The sequence below is a fragment of the Neobacillus driksii genome, assembly GCF_013409995.1.
Taxonomy (GTDB): domain Bacteria; phylum Bacillota; class Bacilli; order Bacillales; family Cytobacillaceae; genus Neobacillus; species Neobacillus driksii.
In genome coordinates, this window is sequence record NZ_JACCBX010000005.1 from 372,958 (window position 1) to 395,710 (window position 22,753).

Here is a 22,753-nt window from a genome sequence, read left to right on the forward strand (position 1 = left end):
CAAATTCTTCCACATTAGTTTCCCCATTTCCCCTCTTTTTTCCTATAAGTATACCTTAAACTGGATATAAAATGAAAATGTTTGCTAAACTATCCTTGAAGTGATAAAAGGAGGAATACATAATGCCATATGTGACGGTTAAAATGCTTCCAGGACGTACTGACGATCAAAAAAGAGCACTTGTTGCAAAGGTAACGGATGCTGTCAGTGAAACGACGGGCGCTCCAAAAGAAGCGGTTGTTGTTTTTATTGAAGAAATGCAGAAAGAACATTACGGTGTTGCTGGTGTAAGAGCAAGCGACAAATAGTAAAAAAGCTAAGCGCCCATTAGTGTTCAGCTGCAGCGCCTAGGGGCTCGGGGTCATAAGCCAATCCGTCAAGAAGGTTAAAGAACAACCTTCTCGCCGGCTCGTCTTATGCCTGTCGCCCCTGTGCAAGGCGCTTTCGCATTTCTAATGGAGCTTAGCTTTTCCTTTTAATGCCTCAATATAGGCATAGGCTTGATCGATTTCTTCTTCTGTATAGCGCTGACTGCTTTTTAACGTAAATACTTTGTCGGTTACTTCTTCTTTCGATAGATTATCAAAATATAAAACCGTCGAAACAAGCTCGAGAAATCTAGCATTCTGTTCGTTCATGTCTTCAAGACAATCTTGTAAAAATGGCATTTCGACTTCATTTAAGCTCAAAAACTCTTTGCCTGTATCTGTCAGGGTATAGCGATATTGAAAATAACCGCCTTTTTTCTCCTTGATTTCATTGAGAAAGCCCATATTGCACAGCTCTTCGACCCTTAGTGTCAGCTCTTCAGAATATGGACCATAAAAATGAAACTGAAACCGCTCATGAAACGGAAAGGACACCTTTTTTGCAATATATATCATCTTCTGCAGCTTTTTTCTCCCGATGATTTCTCCGGATACTAAAACAGCCTGCATCAGCTTAGCATGATCTTTTAACAACGCTCGTCATCTCCTACTCACAGGTTTATCTCTAATAGGGTACGTATTTGTTTTTTTAACTCTTTTTCAGTGGATTCGTCGGCTAAGAAATCACCAGGGTAATAAAGTTTATGGTCCGTTCTCCTCTTACCAGAGATGGCGTCCACAATCTCGGACTCCCGGGAAAGCTCCTTTAAATCCCCATTTTTCATTAGTAAATGAATCGGCAAACGTTCCTCTTCTTCGCCCGGACGATAAAAATCGTAAGGTAAGTCAGATGATGAATCAACAACTAAATAATATTCCGGGTCAATTCCTGCCTTTTCAAAAAGACGAGTCAGTTCAGCGAGCTTCTTATACTCCTTTGCAGGATCAAACTCGGCATATTTAAATAAGTTTCGATTCACAAATCGTCGGCAAAGATCGCTTAAAATGGAGTCATCTTCATCCTGCCATATTTGAAAATAAAACATAATAATCGATTCATCTAACTTTAGATAGTCTTCTAACGTTACGCTATCGGTAAAAAAAGAATAAAAGTGAATGGGATTATTTTTAAAAGAATAATTGTTTTCATACAGCTGCTTGGCACGGTGAAGGATTTTGGTCAATATAACCTCTGCACTGCGGGATACAGGATGGAAATAGACCTGCCAATACATCTGATAGCGGCTCATAATGTAATCTTCAACCGCATGCATACCGCTCTTTTTAATCACCACTTGATCTTCTTTTGGTCTCATGACACGAAGAATTCGCTCCATATCAAATTGACCATAGCTCACACCGGTAAAATAAGCATCCCGCTGCAAATAATCCATCCGATCGGCGTCTATTTGGCTGGAGATCAAGCTGACCACTAGTTTTTTCGCAGATGTTTTCGCAACCACTTCAGCAACTTGCTGAGGGAAATCAGGACTAACCTTTTTTAAAACGGCGTTAACCTCTGTATTTCCCAATACGATGTTCTGGGTAAAATCCTCATGGTCAAAATCGAACACTTTTTCAAACGAATGGGAAAATGGGCCGTGCCCCAAATCGTGGAGAAGTGCAGCACATAGGGTTAGGAGGCGGTCATCGTCATTCCATTCCGGTCTGCCTGCAAATACATCATCAATAATGCGGCGGACAATTTCATATACTCCGAGAGAGTGGTTAAAGCGGCTGTGCTCAGCACCATGGAACGTTAAAAAGGTGGTTCCGAGCTGTTTGATACGGCGCAAACGCTGAAACTCTTTTGTACCGACTAAATCCCAGATGACCCGGTCACGTACATGAACGTAGCGGTGAACAGGATCTTTAAACACTTTTTCTTCACTCAGTTTTTCCGCCGAATATACCATTGCTTTCCCTCTTCCTCTAAACTTTCTTCTATTATATCCCAATTTCCAGCAATTTTCTGCACGATTTTTCGACAATGACATGAAAAGAAAAATCACCTAGGCTCGTGAAGATCATAGGTGATTATTTTAGTTTTTTATTAACCTTTTCCATTAATTCCTCTTCCGTTAGGGCAGCAACCGGGCGGTTATTGACGAAGGCAAATGTTTTTTTCCGGCCAGGACCACAATAAGATTGGCAGCCAATTTTAATTTCAGCTTCGGGATCCAATTCTTTCAAACGAGGGATTAATGTCTTTAGATTCACGGCCTGACAATCATCACAAACGCGGAATTCATTTGACATTACTTCCACCCTTTCTTATCTATTCCTACTATTTTAGCCAATTTAATTTCGGTTTAACTCCTTAGATATATTACAATTTCTTTCAATCCATTGCAAGTTGCTTTTCTTTTGTAATCCTTCTAACTCTTTCAGTTAAAAAAACTATTATCCTTGCAGACATTTTGGTATAAAGCTTGACAAACTTGTCCAAGATAAGACTAGAACTTTTAAAAACTCATCTTGAGTTAAACGTAATTATTATTTAGGGAGTTGAAGAGATATGAAAGTACGACAAGATGCATGGACAGATGAAAATGATCTTTTGTTAGCTGAAACCGTCCTTCGCCATGTACGTGAAGGCAGTACACAGCTGAACGCTTTTGAAGAGGTAGGCGACAAGCTAAACAGGACTTCTGCAGCCTGTGGATTCAGATGGAATGCGGTTGTGCGCCACCGCTATGAAAAAGCATTGCAATTAGCAAAAAAACAGCGTAAGCAAAGACAAAGAGTGTTAGGGAAAGACCAGGGAGGCAAGAAAAAGTTACTGTACAATCCTCCAGTACCAGCTGCTGATGACTTTGAAACACTATCAGCACCAGTGGAAGTGCCTATGGAAACTGAAACTACCTATGAAATGCCAGATTTAACAGCGGAAGTTGCAGCTGAAACGTTTGTTTTGCCTGAAGTCTATGTAAAGCAACCCGTTCAAACCTACAGACAATCAACACCTGCAGCAGGTTTATCGCTTGATAGCGTGATTGATTACTTACAAAACTTTAATCATGCGAATCTGCAAAATGAAGCATTAAAAAGTGAGAATGAAAGATTGAAGCGTGAAATTGCAGAATTACGCAAACAAAATGAAGAAATGGCAGCTAAAATTGAAGGTCTCGAGCAAAATACCGAAACCATCCAAGAAGATTACGAGACACTCATGAAAATTATGAACCGCGCTCGTAAGCTTGTATTATTTGAAGAAGAAGAAAGACCTGCGACAAAATTCAAAATGGACCGCAATGGGAACCTAGAAAAGGTCGCTGAGTAAAACGAAAAGCTCCAGACGCACGCCTAGAGCTAGAGTAAGACTTTGGGAGACGACAATATCCTCTTAAAAGAGGCCGTAAATCCAGTTTGGGTTTACGGCTTTTTATATTTTCTCATTACGGTCAATAATTCTTTGGTAGTAACCCGGAAGGAGCTCTAGTTCTAGTCCCGTCAATGACCCGGCGTACAGATTGTCGCTATTTTTTTTTAACTGGGTTAATAGGCGCAGCATTACGTCCGAAATCGTTAATGGTGTTTCCAATAATTCAGAAAGAGAAGCCATCACTTCCGGTACAATCTCCGGATACGTAAATTTTGTGGCCTGTTCGTTTTTCGCGATCTCATAAAATTGCTTAATTAACTGTGCACGCTCACTGCCGCTGCCATTAACACATAAATAGATTTGAACAGCTACCCCTTTTTTGAGGCGGCGCTGCGAAATACCGGCAAACTTTTTTCCATCAATACTTAGGTCATAGCTTCCCGGGCAATAGGAGCCAACAATTTCTCTAGCTTCGATTGCGTTGGTATAATCGGCAAACATGTTTTGAACGAGCTTCAACATCGTATCGTATCCGCGGTTAATATCGATCCCTTTTTCCTTTTCAGGTAAAATCAATGAGATATTTAAAACCCCTTCATCCAGTACCACCGCTAAACCGCCCGAGTTCCGGACAATAGTCTGATAGCCCTGTTTCTTGAGAAATTGCCTTCCTTCTTTTAAGAATGGCAGTTTGGTATCTTGTATCCCGAGAACGATGGTATTGTGATGGACCCAGGTTCGAGCTGTTGCTGGAGCCTGTCCAGACCCGACTGAGGCGCAAAGCGTATCGTCTGTGCCGAATGACTGTAATGCTTGAAAATGTCTACCAGCCGTGGACTGATCAATGATTCTCCATTCCGACTGATGTAATAAACCTTCCATATTGGTTTTCTCCTCAAAATGAATAATAAGCTTATTTTAGCAAAAATAATCCTACTAAAACAGTTTCGTTTTTTCCAAATAATGTCTAAATGGACAAAACTCCTAAAAAAATGTACAAAAGCCTCTCAAAATTGTACAAAACTCATAAAAAAGTGTTCATAACCACCCCAAAAAAATGTACAAAACTCAAAAACCTCTAATATAAAAAGCCAGCCCCAACCCAGGACTGGCATAAAAAACTATTGTATTCCTTGTGCTGCCGTAATTAACGCTAGCTTATAAACATCTTCTTCATTACAGCCGCGTGATAGGTCGTTCACAGGTTTATTTAATCCTTGAAGGATTGGTCCAACCGCTTCGAATCCACCTAAACGCTGGGCAATTTTGTAGCCGATATTTCCTGCTTCAAGACTTGGGAAGATAAACACATTCGCATCCCCTTGAAGCGGTGAATCTGGTGCCTTACTTTTTGCCACAGATGGAACAAAAGCGGCATCAAACTGGAATTCTCCATCAATTACTAAAGATGGATCACGACGTTTTGCTTCTTCAACTGCACCTGAGACTCTCTCTGTTTCTGGTGACTTTGCAGAACCCTTTGTGGAAAAGCTAAGCATTGCAATTCGTGGTTCAATATCAAACATATTGGCAGTTTTTGCACTTTCTACCGCAATTTCTGCTAAATCATTGCTGTCGGGAGCGATATTGATCGCACAATCAGCAAATACGTATTTTTCATCCTCACGAACCATGATGAAAACACCAGACGTTTTCTTCACGCCCGCTTTTGTTTTAATAATTTGCAGCGCAGGGCGAACCGTATCAGCTGTAGAATGTGCTGCACCGCTCACTAAACCGTCTGCTTTATTCAAATAAACCAGCATCGTCCCGAAATAATTTTCATCTAATAAAATCTTACGTGCATCCTCTTCGGTTGCTTTTCCTTTACGACGTTCAACAAAAGCTGCTACTAGCTCGTCCATTGCCGCATAGCTTGCAGGGTCATAGATTTCTGCTGCATCTAAGGAAACGCCAAGCTCCTGGGCCTTAGCCTGAACCTGCTCGATATTACCAATTAAAATAGGTGTTAATCGCTTTTCCTCTGCCAGCCTGCTTGCTGCCCTGACAATCCGCTCGTCCAAGCCCTCAGGAAAAACAATGCGCATATCACGACCAGATAATTTTTGTTTTAAACCTTCAAATAAATCAGCCACAATTAAATCCTCCTTAATTAAATCTACCTATTTTAGCATACTTTACCTGTTGAAAAATTCAACTTAGGTGGCGTTTTCATGACAAATGTTTTTTTATTCAAAAAACTTCACACTCATTTACTATTCACTTCTTTTCTAAAAATTATCCTTAGTGGTTTATTCAAGCGTGACTTGGTCAAACTATGTTATAGTAAAGATTGTAAATAAGAAGAATGATTATTTAGGAGTGATTTTAATGAGTGAAGCAGCTCAAACGCTTGATGGCTGGTATTGTTTGCATGATTTCCGTACAGTTGATTGGACAACTTGGAAAATGCTTTCCAGTGATGAACGCCAGTCCGCGATTCACGAGTTTTTAAGTCTAGTTGAAAAATGGAATCACACACAAGAACGTAACGAAGGCAGTCATGCTTTATATACAATTGTTGGACAAAAAGCGGATTTCATGATGATGATCCTACGCCCAACAATGCAAGAACTAAATGAAATTGAAACAGAATTTAATAAAACTAAATTAGCAGAGTTCACGATTCCAGCTCATTCTTATGTGTCTGTCGTTGAATTAAGTAACTACTTGCCTGCTGGTGAGGACCCATACCAAAACCCACAAATTCTTGCTCGTCTATACCCTAAGCTTCCTAAAACAGCACATGTTTGTTTCTATCCAATGGACAAGCGCCGTCAGGGCAACGACAACTGGTATATGCTTCCGATGGAAGATCGCCGCAATATGATGAGGAGCCACGGAATGATTGGGCGTACATATGCAGGAAAAGTAAAGCAAATCATTACAGGTTCTGTGGGCTTTGATGATTATGAGTGGGGCGTAACGCTGTTTGCTGAGGATGTTCTTCAATTTAAAAAACTTGTCTATGAAATGCGTTTTGATGAAGTAAGTGCACGCTTCGGTGAATTTGGTGCCTTCTTTGTCGGCAACTTATTAGAGGAAGAAAGAGTCCCTCGATTCTTACATGTTTAACACCAAAGTTCTCAGCTTTTGCTGAGAACTTTTTTTGTCATTTTGATAAGTCATATTTCCCTTTCCCTCCTCATACTAATAAAACAGCGAGTCTTAAGTTACAGTTCCGAATCCGCTCAAATCGGGATTATCCCGATTGTCACCATTTAAGTGTTTATGGAGTATGAATAGACTGTTGGGCATTCGTTTAGTCATTTATAGGAGGGAAAAAGATGAATCAATATTATAATCCACAAGGGTATCAGCCTTATCCTGCTAGACAGCAAGGCGGGAATCAGTTCCAAGGGCAAGGGCAAGGATTTTTTCCAGGTCAGCAGCAGCAAGGCTTTCCACAGTATCCACAACAGGGAGCTCCTGCAGGGACTCCTGCAGCTTCACAGCAGCAGGGAATGCTGCCAATTGAACAATCATACATCGAAAATATTTTACGACTAAACAAAGGGAAGTTAGCAACTGTTTATGCAACTTTTGAAGGCAACAACCAATGGAATGCCAAGAAATTTGTTGGAATTATTGAAGCAGCAGGACGTGACCACCTCATCCTAAGTGATCCACAAACAGGTCAGCGTACGCTCATCCCAATGGTAGCTTTCGATTATGCTACATTTGATGAAGAACTTGAATATGAATATCCTTTTGGGTCTTCACCTGGTTTAAGTACCTTCCCGCCAAGATAATAGTAAAGGCATTGGAACTCAAGTCCAATGCCTTTACTATTTTATAAATCTTTTACTGTACCAATGATCATTAAAATCCATCCTGCTAAGAAGCAGACGCCTCCAATTGGTGTGATCGCGCCCAGCACTCCTACCTTCGTTAAGCTTAAAATATAGAGGCTGCCGCTGAAAAAGATAATTCCGATAAGAAATAACCAGCCTGACCAAGTGAAAAATGTACTCGCCGCCACTTTACCTAACAGAATTCCAATCACCAATAGTGCAGTTGCATGGAACATTTGATAGGTGACTCCTGTTTTCCAAATATCTAGATAATAGGGATCTAGCTTATCCTTAAGTCCATGAGCACCAAATGCTCCTAGCGCCACCGCTAAAAAAGCGTTTATTGCTCCTATAATGATAAATGTTTTCATTTCCTCTCCCCCTTGTCAAATTAAAAATCAAATAGCGAATCGCCGTTTGCTTCGTCTTCCATTTCTAGTTTTTTTGGTTGATTTAATGTCACTGGCTGCTGAATGGATGGCTGTACGGTTACAGGCTGAAATGACGGGACAGGATTTAGTGGTGCTTCCTGTGGTCTTTGCTTTTCATCTAGGATCAGCTCGCATAATATTTTAATAGAGTACACTTTTTCCCGCAAGTTATCTTGCTTCGTGCTGTTTTTTGCCAGCGTTAATTCCTCTTCGATTTTCCTTAATAATTTTTCAACCGATATATTCACGATTTTTAAACTCCTCTTTTCCATTCTTTATATCATCATACCAAATTCGCCAGCCAAATAGAAATTCCGACATGTTTCACGTGAAACATGTTGGTTTATGTCATATTAAAAACCCGCACCAAAAGGTACGAGTTTATTGTTGTCCAGCTCCATCGCCTAGACCCTCGGGGTCATAAGCCAATCACTCCGGAAGGCAAAAAGCACGCCTTCTGTCAGCGCTCGTCTTATGCCTATCGGGTATGCCCAAGGCGCTTCCGCTTTTCTATTTAACCTAATATTCTTTGATAAATGGATTTGGCATGGGTTAAGTCTTTTGTGCCGTGTATGAGAGCACGTCCGTCGTTAAAGATGACCATTCGCTCAGAACCCATTTCCACTGATAGAAGGTACGGATTCCCTTTAACCGTATACCCGAGTGTACTCAGCTGCCCTGCCAGTTTTTCAAGCGATAGCTCACCTTGTGTGGATGGGCGAATTTGCACTGTATCCCGGCCGCATAAAACAGTCGTCTTCGTCATGTTTTCCTGGTCTAGGTAAGGATAGGTTCTTTCCTCGCCGCACGATAAACAGCCTGCGAATTTGGCTTTTCCCATTTTCAAACTCGTATATTGGTTCCGCCATAAGTCAAAGCTGACAAACGAAGTTCGAACGGCCTCCCAATCCTCGACAAGCATTTTGAGCGCTTCGGCACTTTGATGAGAAATCACCATTTGGACAGCAGGTGAGATAATTCCGCCGGTATCACAGGTTAATCCCTGCATTGGAATCGTCCGTAACAAACAATTTAAACAAGGCGTTTTCCCTGGAATAATCGAAAAACTCATCCCATAACTGCCAACACACGCACCATAAATCCAGGGTATACTATACTTTTGTGAAACATCATTAATCGCCATCCGCGTTTCAAAATTATCGGTCGCATCAATGATCACATCAACATCCTTCACCAGATCCTCCAGCATAGATGGAGTAGCATCACCGATAATTGCCTTCACTTCTACGTCCGAGTTGATAGCCTGAAGGCGCTTTTGTGCCGCAGCTGCTTTCGGAAGCTTCTCAATCACATCCTCTTCAGTATAAAGCTGTTGACGCTGAAGGTTACTTGCTTCGACATAATCTCTGTCAACAATTGTAAGCCGGCCAATCCCAGCCCGTGTAAGTACCTCTGCATTTCCAGAGCCAAGGGCGCCCGCTCCAATCATTAACACATGCTTCCTACTAATTTTATCTTGTCCTTCTTTTCCGATCCCTGGAAAGAGGACCTGTCGTGAATATCGTTCGTCCATCCTGTTTTCCCCTTTTCCAAACAACCTTATCAGCCGCCGCTTACAGGAGGAATAAAGGCAACTTCATCACCATCTTGAATCACTTCATCATCCTGGGCAAATTCTTCATTAACAGCTGTCATAACACTATCTAATTTTGGAAGATTGTAATTACGAACTAATTCTACTTTTAATTCAGCAACAGTTTTGCCGCTTGCATCGATCTTAAGAAACTCTTCACCGACCGCGTCGCGTAAATGAGCAAAAAATAAAACTTTATTCATTTAAGTCACTCTCCTCAGGCTTGCCACTAGGGTAAGCGACAGTTTCGAGCTGGTTGCCCATCCACTCTTCGTCATCTTCCCAATGTTCCTTCTTCCAAATCGGGACGATTTCTTTAATCCGCTCAATGGCATATCGATTCGCATCATAGGCATCGGCACGGTGAGGCGTAGAAACGGCTATGACCACGGCGATATCTGTTATATCCAGCCTGCCCACTCGATGGGTAATCGCTACTTGTGCACCTTCCCAGCGCTCTTCAATTTCCCTTCCGATTTGCTCCAACTTTTTCACTGCCATCGCTTCGTACGCATCGTATATTAAAAATAATGTCTTTTTTCCTTTGGTTAATTCCCGAACGGTTCCAATAAAAGTAGTAATCGCTCCAGCATTACGCTGAACAACCTTATCTATGACAGATTGAATATCAATCGGTTCTTTTGAAATTTGATAATTCATTTTGTGCACCTCTTCAGACCAATTTCTTTGGCTCTGCATTTTTGACCACTTCATATCCGCCGATTTTTTCGACCTGCTGTTTAAAGATCGGTGATTGAATAATATCGATTAGCAGTTTGCCACTTTCACTTTCATAAAAGCTCCGCGTCATCACTAAATCATATTCTTCATCTGCTACAGGAACAAAGTCTAGGTTCATAGCTTTTGCCGCTGGATAGATTCCTAGTCCAGCTCCATGACTGTCTCCATTAACCTCCGCCGCTACCGCTAAGTGTGAAAACATTTCCCGGTCGTAACCGGTAATCTCTTCTGATGAAATACCGTTCTCCTCTAACAGCATATCTAAAAGAATCCTTGTGCCTGCACCTTTTTGACGGTTGACGAAGTTTGCTTTTTTCTCAAAAATATCTACGACCGTTCCAATACGAAGCGGATTTCCCTTCGGTAAAATCCATCCTTGCTTTCTTTTTAAAAATGGATAGAGGATAACATCCAAACCAGCTAATATTTTCTTAACATATGAGATATTATATTGCTTTGTATTGGGGTCAAGCAAATGAATGCCCGCTACGTGGGCCTCTCCTTTTCGAATCGCCATAATACCAGCCATACTGCCAACATGCGAAGAAACTATTTTCATTTCAGCACGAACTCTTTTTAGCTGAGATGATAATAGGTCAATCGTTAAATCGTGGCTTCCAGAAAACATAATCGCGTTTTTAATTTCCTCAAGTGGTCTCAAAAGCTCCACCTCAGCAAACTCACCCTGTTCATAGCCACTGACGTTGGCTGGAACGATAAGAAGGCCATCTGCTCGAACATAGGACATGGTTACACCTGCCGCTCTTGTCAGCGGGTTGGCAACAAACTGTCCACTCACATAGCCGATATTCATTCGTACAAAATCTTCTGCACCCATACCTGATACAATCCGGCGGCCAAGCTTGACACTTACCGTTTGTCTTTTTGGCTCTGGTATCTGCAAATATTTGCAAATTAGCGGGCGTACAAACCACTCTAGTGCTAAATATGCGGAAACTGGATATCCAGGAACACCTACGACAATTTTTTCATTTATTTTTCCCAAAATAACCGGTTTACCTGGTCTTGCAGCTACACCATGGGTAAAGACCGTGCCAATTTCACCAATAATATGAACGGTATAATCCTTTGAACCTGCTGATGATCCGGCATTGATAACGATAATATCAGAGTCTTTCGCAGCTTCGAGCAATACAGACCTAATCTTTTCAGGCTCATCCTTCACAATCCGGTGAAGCCTTGGCTCGCCGCCCCAATCTTTTACAAAATTCGCAAATACCGTTCCGTTAAATTCTATAATTTTTCCAGAAGAAAGTTCGCTATCTGCTTCGACCAGCTCGTTACCAGTTGGAATAATGGTAACAATCGGCTTCTTTACAACTGGAATGTGAATCTGCTGTCCGGCCAACAGCACTCCTAAATCTGCAGGTCTTAGGATATGTCCTTGCGGGAAAAGCATTTCCTCTTGGACGATATCCTCTCCAATTGGACGGATATGCTGCCAAGGTGTGGCAGGTTCAATAATTTCAATCGTTTCCTCATCAATCATATCGACATGTTCGATCATGATTACCGCATTAAATGGTGCAGGAATCGCGTTTCCTGTATCTACAATCGCAAAATCAATCCCTAGCTTAAGCTGAAGGGGATTTTGCTCGTGAGCAGTATACGTTTTTTCAGCAATTACCGCAATTCCATCCATTGCCGATGCATGGTAATGAGGCATGGAAACATTGGCAAAGATCGGTTCAGCGGTTACACGGCCAAGAGCATCACTGGTTGGTATCATTTCTATTTCAAGGGGGAGAGAAAATGCCTCGAGAATTTCTCGCTTTGCTTCCGATCGGGGTTTGTCCTCTAAATATATTTTCCGTTTATAGCGTTTCTGGTCCATCTATTTTATCCCCCTCATCGTGTTGCAATCACAGGTACATAATCTCCCTGTGAAATACCCTCTTTTTCTGAACGAATCTCAACAATTCCATCGCTTTTTACTAATGTCGTAATTAAACCTGATTTCCCAATGATAGGGTCCGCCCACCATTCTCCTTCTTTTTCAAACAAACGAACACGAATATAATCAGAGCGGCCCGGTGCCGAAGGAATATTTTTAGTAATCCTTGCAAAAATCCGATCTGGTTTTTTGTCGATTTTTTCGCCTTTTAACTTTCGAAGTATCTTTTCGCCAAAAAGCATGAAGATAATCATTGCAGAGGCTGGGTGACCTGGCAAGCCAATCACTGGTTTTCCGTTTGCCATTGCAAGAATCGTAGGTTTTCCTGGTTTAATAGAAATACCATGGACAAAAACACCTGGCGAACCTAAGGATTGAATCACATCTGTGGTATAATCCTTTGCCCCGACTGAGCTTCCTCCAGAGAGAATTAAACAATCAACCTGATCATAAAGGTTCTGTGCTTTTTGCTGAAACTCTTGAAAGTCATCCTTCACTATTCCACCGTAAATAACCTCAACATTCCATTGTTTTGCGAGGCTGGCAATCGTCAAATAGTTAATATCACGGATTTGTCCTTCTAAAAGTTTTTCTGTTTGATAGGGAACAATTTCATCACCAGAGGATAGATAACCCACCTTAAGCTTGCGATAGACGGTAACATGACTAATTCCAAGCGAAGCGATTGCGCCTAACTCCTGAGGTCTTAGGATCGTCCCTTCTGGAAGAACAACTTCCCCTTTGCGGATGTCTTCACCTGCGCGAATAATGTTCTCACCAGGAGCCACTGACTTATAGGTATTTAACAGACCCTCATGGTCTTCACAATGTTCAATCATGATAACGCTGTCACTGCCTGGAGGAATCATCCCGCCGGTTGGCACGTAGACTGCCTCTCCCTGTCCTAGATGGATTCCGGCACTCTCACCCATTCGTACTTCACCGACTACGGTTAAAAACCCGGGCATGGAGTCAGATGAACCATAAGTGTCTTTTGCCTTAACGGCATATCCATCAACGGTTGAACGGTCAAAGCCCGGAACATTTTCCTTTGCTGTGACGCACGCAGCGGTTATATAATGGAGAGCCTCTTCAAGGGGGCGCTCCTCCGTATCTTTTATAGCTGAAATATTCTCTTCAATCATTGCGAAGGTTTCTTCGACTGTTTTCACCTTGAAAAATTGCACTGTGCCTTACATCCTTCCTGTATCGTCAGCCTCTGAGCCACCTTTTTGCATCCTCATACTCATGCGGGTGATTCATATTGAAAAAGACACGCTCCATATCAATGCTGCTATAGATTTCTAGATCTTTTTCCGTTACATAAAGGACGTTTAAATGCTCCAGCAGATGTTTGATTGGAAGACGTCCATTTTCAATACATTCTTCAATTTTATTTACCGTCTTCTTTTGAAAAACTGCACAAAGGGTTTGCATTTTTCCATTAATCACTGGTACTAAGGCATCATAATGGTCAATCTGATTCACAAGCTTTGAAGCAAGTTCTCCTGAAATAAAAGGCATATCACACGCTACAATGAAATTCACATCATAATCTGAGGCCATTAGGCCGGCATGAAAGCCTGCCAGCGGTCCTTTTCCAGGATAGTGATCGGACACCATTTTTACCCCTAAGAATTGATAGGAATCCATATCATTGGTAACAAGAATGATGTCATCAAAGTAGACTTTAAGAATATCAACCATTCTTTCTATCGTTGTTTTTTCATTAAGTTTTAGGAGAGCCTTGTTCGTGCCCATTCTACTAGATTTTCCACCTGATAAAATAATAGCCGCAGCTTTCATGAATAGCGCACCTTCTTAATTTGTTTGTTTGATTTCGCCCACTACTTGATAGCCTTGCTCTTGGGCAACGAAGTCTAGGTGAATCGTATTTAAGTCCAGCATGGCAGGTGACGGCTTGCTGAGATATTGTCTTGTATCTATCACTTTAATATATCCTGTACACTTTTCGCAAACCTGAATTTGCGAGGAAGCGTCGCCTTCAATGGTCAAGAACTGAATGGTTTTGTGATCATCGTTACCGCAATGTGCACATTCAATTCGTTTTGCATTCCAATGAGCAAGGCAGCGAGGACACGTCATCACTTTTTTTCCTTCATCTTCAAGAACAGCAAGTCTAGCAGGTTCACCACAAACGGGACAGCCTGCACCAGGAACAGCATGAGTGATTTCGTGCTGGATCTTTTCTGCTGTAACCTGTAAATAGGGTCTTAGTGCTGTTTCAGCAAGAAATTGCGGAATCCATTCCTCAAGTCCATTTTCCTCAGCGAAGCCTGCAAAATAAACACTGTTAAACGAGAAGGCTTCGTCAATCCAGCGGATCGCTGTTTCTTCGTTTAATAGTGTTCTAACTTCAGCAAGCTTTGACTCGAGCTCAGGGTTGTTTTGGGTTAAAAGCACATTTATCTCCTCTATCCACTGTAGGAATAGTGAAATTTCAAAATTAATAGACGCTAATGCAGCTGCCGGCACTCCTGCGGACATTGCTGCTTTATCTAGTTTTGGAATGATGGCTTCTGGATTTATACTCTTTTTCCAATTCTCCTGAAGGGCCAAAATATCCTGCTGTAAATTCTGATATTCTTTCGAAACCACAGATTTTTTCATTGCGTTGCACCTCTTTTGATTTTATAAATCAATGGCTGCCCTGTTACAGACAGCCATTTTGAGTATTTACGTTCATACAGGCTGATGATTTAACTTACGCCCCTTTTTTCTTTTTCTTGTCAGGACTGGTTGGTTTATGTGGGTCTTCTAGTTTAGGGAAGTTGCCTTTTTTGACTTCTTCCTCATACCATTCTGTATAGTGTTCATGAGCCCACCATGCAGGTACTTCACCTGTGATAACTCCGGTATATCCTGGTTTAGAGTTTTTGTGTATAACAGATAGATAGACGTGTCCGACTACTACCGCGATCGCTAGGCCGAAACCGACGTTGTGTAATAAATATCCCCATTGAACAACCGCTCTTGGGAAGAATTCAGGGAACCACATTGGGAAGCCTGAACCAATGATTAGTATTGCTGTGAAAATTTGAATGATTGAGTTAATCTTCTCACCAGCGTTAAAGAATGTTTGCTTTACGTGCTTGAAATTAAAACCGAATAGCTCCTTAACAAACTCTGTAAAGAACTCTAGATCACGTTTCTTCCAAGTAACAAGTTCTTTCATCCAAAGCTTAAAGCCTTTAAAGTCAAAAATAACCCAGATAAACGTTGGTGTAATAAACGCTACGGCAAAAATTCTGTGAAGGAGACGTGCACCTTCTGGTCCGCCAAGCACGGGGTATAACCAGTCAAAAAACTCTGTGTACATTGGCAAAGCTGTGATATAGAGGGCGATAAATGAAATCGCATTAACTGCATGCGCCCAGACAAATGCCTTCGAAAAACGTTTTACCTTTACTGTCGACTTTTGAGGTTTACTCATGGTGCTCACCTCCGTCTTCGTTTTTACCATTCTTCTTCTTACTAATAATTGTGTTGGTTATGAAAGCCCCTACAACAGCCATCGTGGTAGCACCGATCATCATTTTACCAATTGGCTGTGCATAATCTTTCCAAACCACAGCGGATGTTGGAACTTTAGGGTTTTCAGGTAACCCGTATACAGATGGCTTTTCCGCAAGTACATAAACAGTGTGTGTTCCGCCAACACCTTGTGGATTATAGACCATTGCGTTAGGATAACGATCTTTAATCTGTTTCACACGCTCTTCTGCCTTTTGAATCATTGCAGTTTTGTCGCCAAACTGCATTGCGCCTGTATGACAAGTTGTTACACAAGCAGGCTGTAAGCCTTCTTCAAGACGATCAGTACACATGGTGCATTTATTAGCCTTTCTGTACTTATCACCATTTTTATCAACATATTCCTTAAGGGAAATAACTTCAAATGGACAGTTATTTACACAATAGCCACAGCCAACACATTTTTCATGATCGATAACAACTGTGCCAAAATCAGTGTAGCTAATTGCGTCTTCCGGGCAGACCTTTTCACAAGCCGCGTCCGTACAATGGAAGCATGCGGAGTGACGGAAAAGATAGTCAAGACCGCCCTTAGAGTTTTCATGTTCGATATATTGCAATACATTCCAAGTATCAGCAGTTGTTTTTGTATGTGATTGAGCGCTTCCGAGGAAATCTTGTGGTTCTGCCGGAAGGTCATTCCAGTTTTTACAAGCAACCATACAAGCACGACAGCCATCACATTTGGTTACGTCGACAAATTTTACATATTCAGTAGCCATTGTTAAGCCCTCCTTACGTCACAGAGGAATGCCTTATATTCAGGAATTGTTGTATTTGCATCCCCGATATGAGGTGTCAGGCGATTAGCTGTTTCCCCAGTTGCGATTCCTTTATAACCAAAATGCCAAGGCATTCCGATTTGATGAACGTTTTTGCCGTTAATCTTATGAGGCTTAAAGCGCTTCGTTACCATTGCATAAGCTTTTACCTCGCCGCGTGCGGAGCTGACAATGACTTCGTCTTTATTTTTAATGCCTTTTTCTTTTGCTAACTCTTCGCTCATTTCGATATACATATAAGGAACTAGTTCTGATAACCATGCTTGGTTACGTGTCATCGTTCCGGACTGCCAATGCTCACTTACCCGATAGGTTGTTGCCACGATCGGGAAATCTGCCTTAAAGCCGCGCTCATTGAATTTACCATAAAATATTTGTATAGCTGGGTTAATTTCTTGGCTAGAGAACGGATTCTGTACTGGGCTTTCAAATGGCTCATAGTGTTCAGGGAAAGGACCATCATTTAATGTTGGAGCAAATACACCGCCAACACCATCGTTCATCATAATGAATGGATCTTCGAAGCCAGCATCACCAGGCTTTCGCGTCGCCACAAAGTCAGGTACGTCCACTCCAGTCCATTTGCCTTGTACCGCGTCATACCACACAACGGCTTTTTCTTTGTTATATGGCACACCACTTGGATCACATGATGCGCGATTATAAAGGATACGACGGTTCATTGGCCAAGCATACGACCAGTTTAGATATAAACTCATTCCCGTATCTTTCTTGTCACGGTTTTTCGCACGGTTCTTTCCTTCTTCAGGATAGAATCCGCAATAAATCCAGTTACCTGAACATGTTGATCCATCATCCTTTAGATTTCCAAAACCTGCAATTAGTTTTCCTGTATTGACATCGTATCCGTTAATTTCTTTACATACCAAGTCGATATCAGGATGGTGTCCCTCACCATAATTCCAGTAAAGAGCATTGATTGGTTCAGCTTTAGGACCTGATTCATTTTTATATAAACCTTTAATTCTAGTTGCAAGCTCATGGATAATTTCTAAGTCTGCCTTTGATTCACCAAGCGGCTTAATTGCCTGCCAGCGATACTGCATCCAGCGAGCACTGTTTGATATACTTCCTTCTTTTTCATAAGAAGAACATGCTGGCAGTAAGAAGACCTCGGTATTAATCTTAGCTGGATTGCTTCCTGCTTCTGTTTGCCAGAAAGCGGAAGTTTCTGTTTCCCAAAGATCAACGGCTACTAACCATTTTAAATTAGAAAGAGCTTCTTTTTCTTTACCAGCATTCGGACCGCCGACTACCGGATTGGTTCCAAATAGGAATGCTCCCTCTAATGTGCCATCATACATTGCTTTAAACAAGTTCATGTGCGAATAATTTTTATTGCCCTTTGGCAGGTATTGGTAAGCGAATTCATTTGCAGCCGTTGCATTTGGCCCATACCAAGCTTTTAATAAGCTGACAATGAACTTAGGTTTATTACTCCAATAGCCTGTTTTTGGTGTTTCTTTTTCTAAGTGTCCAGCTAAAGTAGCATTTAAAGGATCTGTAGAAGTCGGTGCATTCAAGTAACCTGTCAAGTTACCATATAACAATCCAAAGTCTGTTGATCCTTGAACGTTAGACTCACCACGCATTGCGTTAACTCCACCGCCTGGCAGACCAATGTTACCAAGTAGCAGCTGAATCATTGCAAACGCACGAACGTTTTGAGTACCAACTGTATGCTGGGTTGTTCCCATTGCGTACATGATTGTTCCTGCTTTACCAACTTGACCCGTAGCACAGAACGCTTTATATACTTTTAATAAGTCCTCTTTTGGTGTTCCCGTGACTTTGACAACTGTGTCAACATCATAGCGAGAATAATGCTTCTTCATTAATTGGAAAACAGACCTTGGATGCTCTAAGCTGAAATCTTTTACTAGATTTCCTTCAGTGTCCTTTTCAAAAGCCCACTGTGTTTTATCATAGGAGCGCTTGTCTGCGTTATATCCTGAAAATAAGCCATCTTCAAATTTAAAGCTTTCTTTTACAATAAAGCTAGCGTTTGTATATTTAGCAACATACTCTTTGTGGTATAGATTATTATCAAGCGCATATTTAATCATCCCGCCAATAAACGGAATATCTGTTCCAGAGCGTAATGGTGCATAAATATCTGACATTGACGATGTTCTTGTGTAACGAGGGTCAACGCTTATTATTTTTCCGCCATTCTCTTTTGCTTTAGTTAACCATCTAAAGCTGATTGGGTGGTTCTCAGCAGGGTTTGCGCCCATAATCAATGCACAATCGGTATATTGCACATCATTCCAACTGTTAGTCATTGCTCCACGACCAAATGAAGGTGCCAGACCGGCAACCGTAGAACTATGTCATATTCGTGCCTGGTGCTCTAAATATGTTACACCAAGCCCTCTCATCATTTTTGAAAGCAGGTACGTCTCTTCATTATCAAGAGCTGCTCCGCCAAGGCTCGCAATGGCCTCGGTCTTATTCACTGTCATACCGTTTTCACTTACAACAAAAGATTTGTCACGTGTTTCTTTTGTACGCTTGGCAATGGTTTCATACATCCATTCCCAGTCTTTTTCTACCCACTTATCACTGCCTGGTGCACGATAAAGCGGTTTTTTAATACGCTTTTCAGACGTATATAATTGTCTGATGGTTGTACCCTTGCTGCATAGCTTTCCTTCGTTAATTGGGTTATCCGGATCCCCTTCCGTATAAACCACTGTGTTGTCCTTTGTATGGACTAAAATCCCACAGCCAACGCCGCAAAAACAGCAAATGGTTGGTGTAACAGTTGATTTGGCGATTTTAAATTCTTTTGTGCTGGCATAAGCTTTTTTCTCATTGAAGCCTAGCTCAACTACTGCAAGAGTGACAGCAGTAGCACCAGACAACTTTAAGAATTGCCGGCGATTTAAGTTGATTTCAACCATTTTTCTATCTCCTTCCCAGTATTGAATAGAACATCCCTTTTTTTTATCTAGTTTCTATACCTTGTCCTTTTGATTCCCCCCTTCAATGCATCTCTACAGCGGGTATTTCCAATAAATCATTTTCAACTCGGCCAGTTGAGGTATAAATATTAGCCATTTTCCCTCGTAAATAACCAATTACCTCTATATTTAAGTATTTTGCCAGTTGAACAGCCTGCTTGGTGGCTGCCGTTCTTGACCCAATAACAGGAAAGCCAAATTTCGCTGCTTTGGAGAGCATTTCATATGAAACCCTTCCGGTTGTTAATAAAACTAACCGTTCAGGCACGAAACCCATTCGTATGGTGTGGCCAATGATCTTATCGACTGCATTGTGCCGCCCAATGTCTTCACGGATGGTGATATTGCCTGCCTCATCAACGATACAGGCCCCATGCATTCCGCCAGTTTCCAAATAAAACGGTGAATTTTGAGCAAATTCACTTCGTTTTTTTAATAAGTAACTCAGTTTATAGCTGTGTTCAGAAGACACTTTTTGAAAATTTTTCACGTCGGTCATCGAGAAAAATGTCACTCCTCGGCCACATCCTGCTGTATAGTGCTTCTTCTTCGTAAACAACTCTTCTTCATTAAAGCAATTCAGAAGTGAAACATGGATGGTACCCATTTCTTCATTTATACTAATGGATCCAACCTCACTCGCTCTGTGAATAAATCCTTCAGAAAACAAATAACCATAAGCCCAATCCTCTAAATCATGTTTCGTTAGCTGAAATACGGCAATCTCATACCCATTTAACACTAGGGTAATGGGATATTCATCCGGACATCCTTTGCGGTACATTGTTTTCCCTCCTCTCAGGCATGGCGTTTCAATTGTAATAATGTTACCGAGCGTTCTCAGCGACATTTATCACAACACATGCAGTTCAAAGTGAATTAGCTAGGCAATTTAAATTTATAAATGATATCGCTGCTTTAATCTCAGGGCTTTGACGATTCTCGGTAGACTTTGTGTCAGATTATCGAATTTTCACCCTACTCATTTGCGTTAGCACTATATACTGATTGTTAAACCAAAATTTGTAAGCGATTTCATTTAAAAGGTGCATCTTTAGTACTATCGTACGATGAGTCCTTTTTCTCTGAAGTAAGATTTATCACATAAAACGATTTAATTAGGGTAAATACGGTCAATTGTCATTTTTCTGACAAAATCAGAGCATTTGTAAAAATTCTGCTATATTTTCTAGTTTGTTTTATAATAGGAATAAGTGAAAAAATCACCAACTCGTTTGGTTAGGAGGAGTACATATGACAATCAAAAAGGTTATGACAATTGCTGGTTCAGATACAAGCGGGGGTGCTGGAATCCAAGCCGATATCAAAACATTTCAAGAGCTTGGAGTTTATGGGATGACAGCACTGACAACCATCGTTACGATGGATCCAAAGGATTGGCACCACAGTGTGTTTCCTATTTCAGTTGAAACGCTAAAACCACAAATTGATACCGTCCTATCTGTAGGAATTGACGCAATGAAAACAGGGATGCTCGGTACAGTTGAGATTATTGAGTTAGTAGCAAAGGTTATCGATGAACATAAATTAGAGCGCGTCGTCATCGACCCTGTTATGGTTTGTAAGGGCGAGGATGAAGTATTAAATCCAGAAACAACCGACGCTATGCGCGAACTCTTATTGCCACGTGCTTTAGTTGTGACACCGAACCTGTTCGAAGCAGGTCAATTAGCTCAAACAGGCCCGGTTAAAACGTTAGAGCAGATGAAAGAAGCTGCTGTAAAAATACACGATTTGGGCGCAAAGTATGTTGTCATTAAAGGCGGCAGCAAGCTTTTAACAGAGGAAAAGTCAATTGACCTTTTATATGACGGCAAAGACTTTACAATATTTGAATCTGAGAAAGTGGAAACAAACTTTACGCATGGAGCAGGCTGCACATTCTCGTCTGCCATTACTGCAGAGCTTGCTAAAGGTCGTTCAGTTGTTGAGGCGGTCGAGGTGGCAAAGGACTTCATCTCCGCTGCTATCAGCCAAGGCTTCCGCTTAAATGAATTTGTCGGACCTACTTGGCATGGTGCCTACCGCGGTGCAAAAACTGAATACTGCACAGATTGTTAATCGTTAAGCCGTTCACATTGAGCGGCTTTTTTTTAGGCAAGGATTTCGCTTTTTCATTGTGATTTTAGTATGATAGTTACATTATTAATTTACATACCTTGCACAGGGAAAGGAGAAGGAATTATGGAACCAATCAAGGATTATCGTCAGGTTCAAGAAGCGATTAACGCATTCGCGAATCAGGATGTATATATTCACCTGGAAACAACCAATGGTGCCTATGCATCTCATCATGATCAAACTTTCTTTTCAGCAGGTGCCTATATCCGTAACGCATTAGTACGATACGAAATTGGGAAAATCACTGGAAATGATCCCTATCGTGTTGGTTTAAAAATAAATCTTGGTTGGATTTACGCAGAAGGTCTTACTCATTTTGAAGTGGATGAGCAAAACCGTTTGCTCCTAGCCGGTCATGATAATAAAGGAAAACTGGCGGTCGCTCTCGAAATCAGCGCTACACCGTTTGAGTAAAGAAAGGAGGAGCCTATTATGGAAAAAGAACGTCATGTATTAGTCGTCTTTCCACATCCGGATGACGAAGCTTTTGGAGTGTCAGGAACCATTGCCACCCATGTACAAAACGGTACTCCTGTCACCTATGCCTGCTTAACCTTGGGAGAAATGGGACGCAATATGGGGAATCCCCCTTTTACCAATCGCGAAAATCTCCCTAAAATTAGAAAAGAAGAACTTAAGGCTGCAGCCGCGGCATTAGGAATTCAGGATTTGCGAATGCTTGGATATCGCGATAAAACCGTTGAGTTTGAAGACGACGCAAAACTAGCCAAAGCGATGTTGTCGTTGATTAATGAGGTAAATCCATCCTTAATCATTACTTTTTATCCTGGATACTCCGTTCACCCTGACCATGACGCCACCGGTGCGGCGGTTGTGAGGGCAGTTGAATCTTTACCTGCTGCTGCAAGACCTAAACTGCACTGTGTTGCTTTTTCAAATAATTGCGTGGAAGAGCTCGGCGAGGCCGACATTGTCCATAACATTAGCGCTGTTGCCGAAAAAAAGCTCGCAGCGATTCAAGCCCATCGTTCCCAGACAGAGCAAATGTTTGGCGATGTAACAGAGAAATTGAAAAACCAAGACCCGCAAATGATGGTCTGGATCAACAACGAACGGTTCTGGACGTACAAATTTGATAAGTAAATTGAGTTCCCTTAA

At 41.5% G+C, this 22,753-nt stretch carries 25 protein-coding genes; 7 read left to right on the top strand and 18 right to left on the bottom strand.

Features of this window, described 5'->3' with window-relative positions; all coding sequences use genetic code 11:
* Window positions 1-122: 122 nt before the first annotated feature.
* Entirely contained in the window at window positions 123-308 is a 186-nt protein-coding gene (locus tag F4694_RS13700; protein ID WP_179598761.1) for a 2-hydroxymuconate tautomerase, read from the top strand.
* Window positions 309-452: 144 nt separating this feature from the next.
* On the opposite strand, the gene F4694_RS13705 is transcribed toward F4694_RS13700, so the two are convergent.
* The 3 genes from F4694_RS13705 to F4694_RS13715 form a co-directional block, all read right to left on the bottom strand.
* Window positions 453-962 carry a YwgA family protein gene (locus tag F4694_RS13705; protein WP_179598764.1) on the bottom strand — a complete coding sequence of 170 codons (510 nt, stop codon included), beginning with the start codon at window positions 960-962 and terminating at the stop codon, window positions 453-455.
* A 17-nt stretch (window positions 963-979) separates the two neighbouring features.
* On the bottom strand, window positions 980-2,284 hold the full coding sequence (locus tag F4694_RS13710; protein ID WP_179598766.1) for an HD domain-containing protein: 1,305 nt from the start codon (window positions 2,282-2,284) through the stop codon (window positions 980-982).
* 121 nt (window positions 2,285-2,405) lie between these two features.
* Window positions 2,406-2,627 carry a YuzB family protein gene (locus F4694_RS13715; protein ID WP_179598768.1) on the bottom strand — a complete coding sequence of 74 codons (222 nt, stop codon included), beginning with the start codon at window positions 2,625-2,627 and terminating at the stop codon, window positions 2,406-2,408.
* A gap of 259 nt (window positions 2,628-2,886) precedes the next feature.
* Here F4694_RS13715 and F4694_RS13720 point away from each other — a divergent pair, with 259 nt between their 5' ends.
* Entirely contained in the window at window positions 2,887-3,651 is a 765-nt protein-coding gene (locus tag F4694_RS13720) for an RsfA family transcriptional regulator (protein WP_179598770.1), read from the top strand.
* A gap of 102 nt (window positions 3,652-3,753) precedes the next feature.
* Here the strand turns inward: F4694_RS13720 and F4694_RS13725 are convergent, their stop codons facing one another.
* Together F4694_RS13725 and pta are read right to left on the bottom strand one after the other, a co-directional pair.
* The gene (locus tag F4694_RS13725; RefSeq protein WP_179598772.1) at window positions 3,754-4,575 is read right to left on the bottom strand and encodes a lipoate--protein ligase family protein; all 822 of its coding nucleotides are present in this window, start codon (window positions 4,573-4,575) and stop codon (window positions 3,754-3,756) included.
* A gap of 239 nt (window positions 4,576-4,814) precedes the next feature.
* Complete coding sequence (gene pta / locus F4694_RS13730; protein WP_179598774.1) at window positions 4,815-5,789, bottom strand: phosphate acetyltransferase; 975 nt, start codon at window positions 5,787-5,789, stop codon at window positions 4,815-4,817.
* A 235-nt stretch (window positions 5,790-6,024) separates the two neighbouring features.
* Between pta and hemQ the strand changes: the two genes are divergently transcribed.
* Window positions 6,025-6,768 carry a hydrogen peroxide-dependent heme synthase gene (gene hemQ, locus F4694_RS13735; RefSeq protein WP_179598776.1) on the top strand — a complete coding sequence of 248 codons (744 nt, stop codon included), beginning with the start codon at window positions 6,025-6,027 and terminating at the stop codon, window positions 6,766-6,768.
* Window positions 6,769-6,980: 212 nt separating this feature from the next.
* A complete protein-coding gene (gerQ, locus tag F4694_RS13740) occupies window positions 6,981-7,445 on the top strand; it encodes a spore coat protein GerQ (protein WP_179598778.1) in 465 nt (154 codons plus the stop codon).
* A 41-nt stretch (window positions 7,446-7,486) separates the two neighbouring features.
* On the opposite strand, the gene F4694_RS13745 is transcribed toward gerQ, so the two are convergent.
* The 13 genes from F4694_RS13745 to fdhD form a co-directional block, all read right to left on the bottom strand.
* Complete coding sequence (locus tag F4694_RS13745) at window positions 7,487-7,858, bottom strand: DUF423 domain-containing protein (protein ID WP_179598780.1); 372 nt, start codon at window positions 7,856-7,858, stop codon at window positions 7,487-7,489.
* A 20-nt stretch (window positions 7,859-7,878) separates the two neighbouring features.
* Window positions 7,879-8,166 carry a YwdI family protein gene (locus F4694_RS13750; protein WP_179598782.1) on the bottom strand — a complete coding sequence of 96 codons (288 nt, stop codon included), beginning with the start codon at window positions 8,164-8,166 and terminating at the stop codon, window positions 7,879-7,881.
* Between the two features lie 266 nt (window positions 8,167-8,432).
* Entirely contained in the window at window positions 8,433-9,452 is a 1,020-nt protein-coding gene (locus tag F4694_RS13755) for a thiazole biosynthesis adenylyltransferase ThiF (RefSeq protein WP_179598784.1), read from the bottom strand.
* A 29-nt stretch (window positions 9,453-9,481) separates the two neighbouring features.
* Window positions 9,482-9,715 carry a molybdopterin converting factor subunit 1 gene (gene moaD, locus F4694_RS13760; protein ID WP_179598786.1) on the bottom strand — a complete coding sequence of 78 codons (234 nt, stop codon included), beginning with the start codon at window positions 9,713-9,715 and terminating at the stop codon, window positions 9,482-9,484.
* Window positions 9,708-10,172 carry a molybdenum cofactor biosynthesis protein MoaE gene (locus F4694_RS13765; protein WP_179598788.1) on the bottom strand — a complete coding sequence of 155 codons (465 nt, stop codon included), beginning with the start codon at window positions 10,170-10,172 and terminating at the stop codon, window positions 9,708-9,710. The genes moaD and F4694_RS13765 overlap by 8 nt, the downstream gene beginning before the upstream one ends.
* Window positions 10,173-10,185: 13 nt before the next feature.
* A complete protein-coding gene (locus F4694_RS13770; protein WP_179598790.1) occupies window positions 10,186-12,108 on the bottom strand; it encodes a molybdopterin biosynthesis protein in 1,923 nt (640 codons plus the stop codon).
* A 14-nt stretch (window positions 12,109-12,122) separates the two neighbouring features.
* Window positions 12,123-13,355 (bottom strand): molybdopterin molybdotransferase MoeA, encoded by a 1,233-nt coding sequence (locus tag F4694_RS13775; protein ID WP_179598792.1) that lies wholly within the window; start codon window positions 13,353-13,355, stop codon window positions 12,123-12,125.
* Window positions 13,356-13,380: 25 nt separating this feature from the next.
* Window positions 13,381-13,974, bottom strand: coding sequence for a molybdenum cofactor guanylyltransferase (gene mobA, locus F4694_RS13780; RefSeq protein ID WP_179598794.1), 594 nt, complete (start codon window positions 13,972-13,974; stop codon window positions 13,381-13,383).
* Window positions 13,975-13,989: 15 nt separating this feature from the next.
* Entirely contained in the window at window positions 13,990-14,799 is an 810-nt protein-coding gene (locus tag F4694_RS13785; RefSeq protein ID WP_179598796.1) for a formate dehydrogenase accessory protein FdhE, read from the bottom strand.
* A gap of 94 nt (window positions 14,800-14,893) precedes the next feature.
* Window positions 14,894-15,622: a formate dehydrogenase subunit gamma gene (locus F4694_RS13790; protein WP_179598797.1), complete on the bottom strand. Its 729-nt coding sequence runs from the start codon at window positions 15,620-15,622 to the stop codon at window positions 14,894-14,896.
* Window positions 15,615-16,445: a 4Fe-4S dicluster domain-containing protein gene (locus F4694_RS13795; protein WP_179598799.1), complete on the bottom strand. Its 831-nt coding sequence runs from the start codon at window positions 16,443-16,445 to the stop codon at window positions 15,615-15,617. Before F4694_RS13795 ends, F4694_RS13790 begins: the two co-directional genes overlap by 8 nt.
* 2 nt (window positions 16,446-16,447) lie before the next feature.
* Window positions 16,448-19,423, bottom strand: coding sequence for a formate dehydrogenase-N subunit alpha (gene fdnG / locus F4694_RS13800; protein WP_179599064.1), 2,976 nt, complete (start codon window positions 19,421-19,423; stop codon window positions 16,448-16,450).
* Window positions 19,424-19,514: 91 nt separating this feature from the next.
* Window positions 19,515-20,276, bottom strand: a complete 762-nt coding sequence (gene fdhD, locus F4694_RS13805; protein ID WP_179598801.1) for a formate dehydrogenase accessory sulfurtransferase FdhD — start codon at window positions 20,274-20,276, stop codon at window positions 19,515-19,517.
* A gap of 470 nt (window positions 20,277-20,746) precedes the next feature.
* On the opposite strand from fdhD, the gene pdxK reads away from it, so the two are divergent.
* The 3 genes from pdxK to bshB2 all read left to right on the top strand — a co-directional run bounded on the left by pdxK (window position 20,747) and on the right by bshB2 (window position 22,738).
* Window positions 20,747-21,574 (top strand): pyridoxine/pyridoxal/pyridoxamine kinase, encoded by an 828-nt coding sequence (gene pdxK / locus F4694_RS13810; protein WP_179598803.1) that lies wholly within the window; start codon window positions 20,747-20,749, stop codon window positions 21,572-21,574.
* Between the two features lie 123 nt (window positions 21,575-21,697).
* Window positions 21,698-22,048 (top strand): YojF family protein, encoded by a 351-nt coding sequence (locus tag F4694_RS13815; protein ID WP_179598805.1) that lies wholly within the window; start codon window positions 21,698-21,700, stop codon window positions 22,046-22,048.
* 18 nt (window positions 22,049-22,066) lie between these two features.
* Window positions 22,067-22,738, top strand: coding sequence for a bacillithiol biosynthesis deacetylase BshB2 (gene bshB2 / locus F4694_RS13820; protein ID WP_179598807.1), 672 nt, complete (start codon window positions 22,067-22,069; stop codon window positions 22,736-22,738).
* Window positions 22,739-22,753: the final 15 nt, after the last annotated feature.